Origin of the sequence: Thalassoglobus neptunius (genome assembly GCF_007859735.1) — a bacterium.
Lineage (GTDB): Bacteria > Planctomycetota > Planctomycetia > Planctomycetales > Planctomycetaceae > Thalassoglobus > Thalassoglobus neptunius.
In genome coordinates this window covers 1-7,579 of record NZ_SIHI01000088.1, presented here as the reverse complement: position 1 = coordinate 7,579, position 7,579 = coordinate 1, and the positions used below count along the sequence as shown (strand labels likewise).

Below are 7,579 nucleotides of genomic sequence, written 5' to 3'. Positions count from 1 at the left end.
GAATCATTTCGATCATCTCCCACTGAAGGTCAGTCAGGTCACTTGGGTACGCTTTTCGAATCGCCTCGGACACCGTGCACTCCTTTGCGTTGATGAACCGCAAAGTGTGAACAAAACCAGACTTTCAAAAAACCTCAGTTTCCGGATAGCCTCTGAGACTGAATTGCCGCTGAAGTGACCAGCCCGGCGATGCTTTGGAAGCCGTCACCGGGATGAAAACCGTTTAGTATGTTCGAACTTCCTTCTGTGCCAGCAACCATGTGGCGGGGATTGCCTCTTGGTGCAATAAATTTTTCCAACTCTGCAGTCAGGCCCCGCCGCTGCCTTTTAGGCAATGACGCGGAGCTGAGTTGCTACCCATTAAAACCGGGCCGCGTTCATGACACAGAACGTACCGTCCTGAGCGAAGAGAAACTCGCTGCGATCACGAATCATGCAAAGATCGCTCGTCCGTGAATGGCCAAAGTAACATGATCCCGGTCAAGTTGGGATGACCGGATTCGAACCTGCGACCCCTTGATTCCCAGGCATTCTGTCGTGTGCGGCAGTTCAGAATGATGCCGATTGAGTTCTCAGGGAACTAGGTGAATTATGCGATTTGCAATTCTCCGACTTCGTCCGTATCTCCTACCGGCTGGACCGCTCTAAACTTATGATTCTTTGTGTGAATCGGCTCGTTTTTTCGTTGAATTCTTCCATCATCTCCACAGCTTCGGAGTGATCCTGGTCGATCCAATGGGCGTATGTCCGGAGAAACGTATCGACTTGATCGCCAGCCACGCGGCAGCTTGCGCGATCGAAGACTGAGTGGTGAATGAACTCAGAGAATTCGGATGTCGAATCTTGCCTGGGAGCACGAACAACGAATGAGATTGACCAAAGCGATTTTGTCGTCTAGAGTTTAAACACTTCCCTTTGTCGAAAAGTGGTCCAATGTCCCGCGGATTGTCGATCTTCCTGATCCTTAACTTGCTGGTGAGTCAGAGCATTATGGCTGTGCCTCATTCGCATGAAGGAACATCGACTGTTGAGCCGCGAGACCACCACTTGCGTCCGCATTTCCATTTGCACTGGCATCAGCAGACGTGTCGTCTGGAAGAAAAGATCCCGCATGATCATCTTCATGATGCGTTGAGTGGGGGATTGTCTTTTACCTCGGACATTGATCACGACTCGAGTGCATTTGAGGTCGATCCGACTTCAGCCAGCTATCGCGAAGTGAGGAATCAGCTCCTGAATGGCACGCTGATGTTTTCACAGATTGATTCCACGGAAGATCTGATTTTATCAGAACTTGGCGAGAATCGACTGCTTGGTGATACTCTCGACATGTCGCGTCCCAAGTGCGCGCTCTTCTTGCGGACACTCTCTATCCGCTGTTGATCTCTGCCAGGTCACATCTTTGCCGAGCCTTCAAGCAGTCTCTTCTGTGTCGCGCTGTGCATTTTGATCGTACGTCCGGTCATCTCTGCATCATGCTGAAGGCTTTCTTCTGCCCCCTTTTTCGCTGTCGGATACTCTTCGACTGTCGCTCAGGTTGTGTGCTATGCAGATCTGGAAAGTGTTGCGTTTTCTAGTTGTTGTGATCGTGGTCGGTGGATTGGCAGCGGCCGCCTATTTCACTCAGGATGAGTGGAACCCCCTGTTGGTGAAACAGGAAGAAGAACACCATATCGAGGAAGAGGTCTCTGCGCCGGTCGAAGAACCGAAAGTGTTGAAGCTCTCCAAGCAGGCTCGGAAGAATCTCAACCTCGCTTCCAAACCAGCCCTGGTGCAGACGTATTGGAGGAAAGTCCAGATTCCAGGAGTCATCGTCGACAGGCCGGGGAGGTCTGATCGAGGCGTGACGTCACCTGCGGTGGGAGTTGTCACAAAGGTGTATGCGTTTCCGGGTGAGACCGTTCGGCCCGGTGAGAAACTCTTCGATCTGCGACTCATTAGTGAGTATCTGCAGAATACGCAGAAGGAACTCTTCGGTGCGACGAAAGAGGTTCAGTTGGTGCAGGAGCAACTCGATCGCCTCAGCCCGTTGGCAGAAAATGGTGGAGTTGCTCGGTCAAGAGTGATTGATCTGGAAAACCAATTGCGGCGACAGGAAGCCATTATCCAAGCCCATCGCCAGGACTTGCTCACGCGTGGGCTGACTCCAGAGCAGATTGGCAGCGTGGCAGGAGGCGAGTTTGTCTCAACAGTCGAAGTTGTCGCTCCTCCGTCAGCTGAGAAGCCAACGGAGAACACAGAGATTCAAGGTGTGGCATTTCAGAAGTCTGGAGACGACGGGGAAGCTATCGCATATGAAGTTCAAGTTTTACATGCAGAACTTGGACAGCAGGTCCAAGCCGGACAGTTGCTCTCGACACTCTCCGACCACAGTTCCCTCTACATCGAGGGACATGCTTTCAAACGAGAAGCCCCCTACCTCGAAGATGCTGCTCAACATGGCTGGCAGATCGACGTTGATTTTGCCGAAGACGCTGAAGACCACTGGCCAGCACTCGAGCAGACATTCCAGATTCGCTACCTCTCGAATGCAATCAACACGGAAAGTCGAACATTTGATTTTTACATTGCGCTGTTAAATCAATCGCGAGTCTATCAGCAAAACCACGAGACATTTGTCGTCTGGAGATTCCGTCCCGGACAACGAGTACGTCTGCATGTCCCGGTTGAGGAACTTAAAGGTGTCATTGTTATCCCCAGCGCAGCAGTCGTAAGAGAGGGCCCGGAAGCTTATATCTTTCAGCAGAATGGCGATTTATTCAATCGTGTCCCGGTCCAGATTCTCCATGAGGATCGGTTAAACACTGTCCTCGCGAATGACGGCAGCATTGCTCCGGGATTGTACTTCGCACAGAGTGCCGCAGCTTCGTTGAATCGTGTTTTGAAAGCTCAAGCCGCGAGCGGTATGCGGGCTGACGTTCACGTTCATGCAGACGGAACCGTTCACGCCAGCCATTGAGGAAGCACGATGCTCAACGCCATTATTCGATTCGCACTCCAGTACCGCATGTTGGTCGTCGTGATCAGCGTTGCCCTTTTATTTTACGGTTCCTATCTGGCCACCCAGATGCCGATCGACGTGTTTCCGGATCTCGATCGTCCGCGCGTGATCATCATCACTGAATGCCCTGGACTCGCAACGGAAGAAGTCGAAACCCTCGTCACTCTCCCGATTGAGGTATCACTATTGGGGGCGAGTGGTGTCCAGGCAGTTCGCAGTCAGTCGGCAGCAGGACTGAACGTCATTTACATCGAATTCGACTGGGACACAGAAATTAAATCTGCACGGCAAACCGTTCAAGAGCGGCTCTTCACTCTAAGCGGAGTTCTTCCAGAGGGAGTTGTTCCACAAATGACTCCGCCCGCATCAATCATGGGGCAAATCGTCGTTGCAGGAATTTATCGACAGGAAGGTCCCAACGGGGGCGAACTGTTTCCCATCGGCAAAACCGACCTGATGGCCGAACTCGCTAATCGTGATCAGGAGGACGAGAAGTTATCTCTCTGGCGTCCCACTGACCGGCATCAGCCAAGCTCTTGGGAGGCAATTGAACCCGACAGCATAGCCTGGCACGAACAGGGCGACGAATGGCTTCCTCGATCATCAGGATCATCCCATCGACGTGCAGCCATCACCATCGACGGCGTCACGCACGAAGTCGATTTCCCGTCCGAAGAATCGCAACAGCTAGCCCTCCGAACTTTGGCAGACTGGGTGATAAGACCGCGAATTCTAAAAGTGACTGGCGTCGCGGAGGCCTTTATTCTCGGAGGTGATAAGAAGCAGTATCAAGTTCGCATCGACCCGACTGCACTCCTTGAGTACGACGTGACCCTGCAGGAGGTCGAACAGGCATTACACGAGAGCAATATTAATACAAGTGGAGGATTCGCGGTCACAGGAGAAACGGAACGTCCCATTCGCATTCTCGGTCGACTGGGGCCGGAGTCCGATCGAGTGGTCTATGACCTCCGGAATATCGTTGTGAAAAGCGATGAGAAGCGATCAATTCTCCTCAGCGAAGTCGCCCGTGTCGTCGAAGGAGCTGAATTTAAACGGGGTGACGGGAGTGTCAATGGACGCCCAGGAGTCGTCTTCACGATGGTGAAACAACCACACGTCGACACACGTGATCTCACAGACCGTCTCGAAGCCGCATTAAATGATGCCGAATCCTCGTTGCCCGCCGATATTGTTATTAACTCGGAGTTATTTCAGCTGCGGAAATTCATTGACCGCGGGATTTTCAACGTCGGCGAAGCGCTCGTCATCGGAGCAACTCTGGTGATCATCGTGCTGTTCCTGTTCTTGCTGAACTTTCGGACCACATTTATCACGCTAACAGCGATTCCGCTTTCACTCGTGATTACAACGCTGGTTTTTCGCCTGCTCGGCTATCTCTCCGGGACTGAACTCTCTATCAACGTGATGACACTCGGGGGCCTGGCCGTTGCGATGGGAGAACTCGTCGACGACGCCATTGTGGACGTCGAGAACATTTTTCGGCGACTGAAAGAGAACAACTCGCTCGCTGAGCCACGTTCCCCGATTCAAGTTGTTTACGAAGCCAGTAAGGAAATTCGTAGCGCGATAGTATTCGGAACAGCGGTCGTGATTCTCGTTTTTCTACCGCTGTTTGCACTTTCCGGTGTCGAAGGCCGACTTTTTACTCCACTTGGGGTTGCCTATATCGTCTCGATTCTGGCATCGCTCCTCGTCTCGTTGACTGTCACACCAGTTCTTTCCTACTACTTGCTCCCTCAATCAAAAGCAGCTCATGCGGAAAAAGATGGGCTGCTTCTTCGCAGTCTGAAATGGATGGCGAGCTACCTGATTCGTTTAAGCATGGCCGCACCAAGATTCCTCCTGCTCCTGACGTGGATCGCTGTTGTCTTTGCAGGATGGCAGATGGCTCAACTCGGACGGAACTTTCTGCCAGAGTTCGACGAAGGGAGCGTGCAGATCAATGTCACGCTTCCACCCGGCTCATCTCTGGATGCCTCCAACCAGGCTTCGGGGCTGATTGACCAAAAGCTCAGAGAGATGCAGAGATCAGAGCAGAACCCGGACGGCGCCATACTGCATTTCGTCCGCCGAACAGGCCGGGCTGAGATGGACGAACATGCTTCTCCAGTGAACGCGGGCGAATACATCCTGAGCATGAACCCGGAAGCACAACACGAACGAGAAGAAATCCTCAAAACGCTTCTCGATGATCTTGGGGAGGAAGTTCCCGGAATTTCTATTGAAGTCGAACAACCTTTGGCACACCTCATCAGCCATATGGTTTCAGGAGTCTACGCACAGATCGCGATCAAGATCTTTGGAGATGATCTCGACAAGCTGCAACAACTCTCTGAAGAAGTAAAAACGACAATTCAAACCATCGATGGAATCACTCCTCCTGTCATTGAACCGATTCAACAGACGGAGGAATTACATATCGAGCTACGAACTGAAGATTTAGCCTTTTACGGCGTCACGCGCGCCTATGTGGCGAACATTTTACAAACAGCGTTGCAAGGTGAAATCCTTTCAGAAGTTCTGGAAGGCCAGCGTCGCTTCGATCTCTTGGTTCGACTCGAAGAAGAATACCGGACCGACTATGCCAACCTCGGGCGATTGCGAATCGATCTGCCTGAAGACCGCGGTCAAGTAGAACTCCAAGAACTTGCCGACATCGGACAAGGCACCGGGCCGAACGCGGTCAATCGAGAGAACGCGCGCCGTCGCATGGTCATTCGGTGCAATACTCATGATCGTGACCTCGCCAGCGCCGTCGCTGAGATCCAACGGAAAGTGGATACTCGCGTCAATCTGCCCGAAGGCTACTTCATCGAGTATGGCGGTCAATTCGAAAGTCAGCAGCGGGCCACACGGACAATCGTTGTGCTGGCAGGTGTTTCTGTGATCGGAATGTTTGTCGTTCTGTTAGTGCTTTTCCCATCGGTGCGAGTTGTCTTACAGATTCTAAATGCACTTCCCACAGCCTTTGTCGGAGGAGTAATAGCACTCGTCTTAACGAATCAGTCGCTGACAGTCGCGAGTCTCGTTGGCTTTATTTCTCTCGGAGGAATTGCTGTCCGCAATGGCATTTTGCTAGTGACTCACTACTTCCACTTAATGAAAGAAGAGGGAGAAGACTTTTCAAAAGAGATGATTCTCAGAGGCAGCTTGGAAAGACTGGCCCCAGTGCTGATGACCGCTTTGACAGCTGGAATCGGCCTGTTGCCTCTGGTTCTCGGTGGTCAAGAACCAGGTCGTGAGATTCTCTATCCGGTCGCGACCGTCATCTTGGGTGGCCTGCTCACATCAACCTTCTGTGAGTTCCTGATCCATCCGGGGCTTTTCTGGAAATTCAGTGGCAAAGATGCATTGAAGCTTGCCAGGTTGGACGAATCGGACAACGAGATCGTTCCATAACCACACTTCACAAATTCCGTAGAGTCTGCGGAATGACTTCGTTCTTAAAAGGATAAATCATGAAAACCTCTCATTGGAAACTTACTATTGCCGCTCTGTCGTTGGGCATGTTCGTCGTAGGATGTGGCATTAAACCTGCCGAAGAGTCGTCCGCCGAAAATGCAGCAGCTCAGTCGGAAGAAAATGACCTCGATCATGGTGAAGATGGCGAAGGTGGCGAAGGTGACCACGCACATGGTCCTGGTCCCCATGGGGGAACTGTCGCTGATTGGGGTGGTGGAGCGTACCACGTTGAGTTCACGGTTGATCACGACAAAAAAGAAGCAACGGTTTACATTCTCGGCAGCGACGAAAAATCCCCCGAGCCAATCGCGGCAGGATCAGTACTGCTCAATATTAAAGAGCCCTCTCTGCTGCTAGAACTCTTGCCCATGCCCCTGGATGGAGAAGGAGACGGACAGTCTTCTCGCTTCGTCGGGACGCATGAAGAATTGGCAACTGTTACGGAATATGAAGGCACGATCAGTGGGTTGGTCGACGGAACACCTTATGCCGGCAACTTCAGCGAAGTCGCTCAGGACCCCGAACACTGAAATTGACACGTAGAATTTGGCACTCTCGTTCAGAAAGGTGAACCGTCTGCTCCGTACATCGCCAGAGTCTTCGTACTCTCCTTCGATGTATCGATCAGTTTGGGCATTGCGTCTTGCATGCGAAACGCCAACTCGTACGACTCGCTCAACCCCTCGACTCAGGTTTCCGTCGAATGCTTTTCCCCAGCACTCCGAGAAGTCCAAGTCCCAGCAGTGCCATGGAGGACGGTTCCGGAACGGTTGTCACGGAACCAAAACGATTATTGACGATTCCCGCGTCGATGGAATTCACGGAAATCTCGTTGGCGTTCGGGCCGTAAATGGTGAAGACATCGCCTGTTGTCGACAAGTTAAATGTACTTCCAAAATTGATGCTGCTGATGCTTCCATAACCTTGAGATGTTTTCAACCCAATTTCAAATCTGTGTGCGACGTTGTAGACATCGGTTAGAAAACGTAGCGCTCGACGGGCGAAAAACGGAGCGCTGTTGTTGATAAGGAACCCGGTGGAGGGATGTGAGCGTCTCGGCCGGGAGTGTCGGTACAGGTTATTTCGTCTTTG

Annotated in this window: 5 protein-coding genes and 1 pseudogene; 4 read left to right on the top strand and 2 right to left on the bottom strand. The window is 51.9% G+C overall.

What is annotated here, in order from left to right; all coding sequences use genetic code 11:
- The first annotated feature begins 933 nt into the window (after nt 1-933).
- From KOR42_RS25325 to KOR42_RS25310, 4 genes are all read left to right on the top strand, one after another.
- Nucleotides 934-1,383, top strand: a complete 450-nt coding sequence (locus tag KOR42_RS25325) for a hypothetical protein (protein ID WP_146512595.1) — start codon at nt 934-936, stop codon at nt 1,381-1,383.
- A gap of 163 nt (nt 1,384-1,546) precedes the next feature.
- The gene (locus tag KOR42_RS25320) at nt 1,547-2,959 is read left to right on the top strand and encodes an efflux RND transporter periplasmic adaptor subunit (RefSeq protein WP_197441587.1); all 1,413 of its coding nucleotides are present in this window, start codon (nt 1,547-1,549) and stop codon (nt 2,957-2,959) included.
- A 9-nt stretch (nt 2,960-2,968) separates the two neighbouring features.
- Complete coding sequence (locus KOR42_RS25315; RefSeq protein WP_146512594.1) at nt 2,969-6,424, top strand: efflux RND transporter permease subunit; 3,456 nt, start codon at nt 2,969-2,971, stop codon at nt 6,422-6,424.
- A gap of 59 nt (nt 6,425-6,483) precedes the next feature.
- Nucleotides 6,484-7,017, top strand: coding sequence for a hypothetical protein (locus tag KOR42_RS25310; protein WP_146512593.1), 534 nt, complete (start codon nt 6,484-6,486; stop codon nt 7,015-7,017).
- A 38-nt stretch (nt 7,018-7,055) separates the two neighbouring features.
- Here the strand turns inward: KOR42_RS25310 and KOR42_RS28160 are convergent.
- Both KOR42_RS28160 and KOR42_RS28155 read right to left on the bottom strand, forming a co-directional pair.
- A pseudogene (locus KOR42_RS28160) lies at nt 7,056-7,175 on the bottom strand (DUF1501 domain-containing protein); the annotation flags it as partial.
- Entirely contained in the window at nt 7,163-7,264 is a 102-nt protein-coding gene (locus KOR42_RS28155; RefSeq protein WP_449353763.1) for a PEP-CTERM sorting domain-containing protein, read from the bottom strand. The gene KOR42_RS28155 and the pseudogene KOR42_RS28160, both read right to left, overlap by 13 nt.
- Nucleotides 7,265-7,579 lie beyond the last annotated feature (315 nt).

Excerpts from the sequence above, each read along its gene's own strand:
- KOR42_RS25325 (WP_146512595.1), top strand. The coding sequence starts at position 934 with ATGTCCCGCGGATTGTCGATCTTCCTGATCCTTAACTTGCTGGTGAGT.
- KOR42_RS25320 (WP_197441587.1), top strand. The coding sequence starts at position 1,547 with ATGCAGATCTGGAAAGTGTTGCGTTTTCTAGTTGTTGTGATCGTGGTC.
- KOR42_RS25315 (WP_146512594.1), top strand. The coding sequence starts at position 2,969 with ATGCTCAACGCCATTATTCGATTCGCACTCCAGTACCGCATGTTGGTC.
- KOR42_RS25310 (WP_146512593.1), top strand. The coding sequence starts at position 6,484 with ATGAAAACCTCTCATTGGAAACTTACTATTGCCGCTCTGTCGTTGGGC.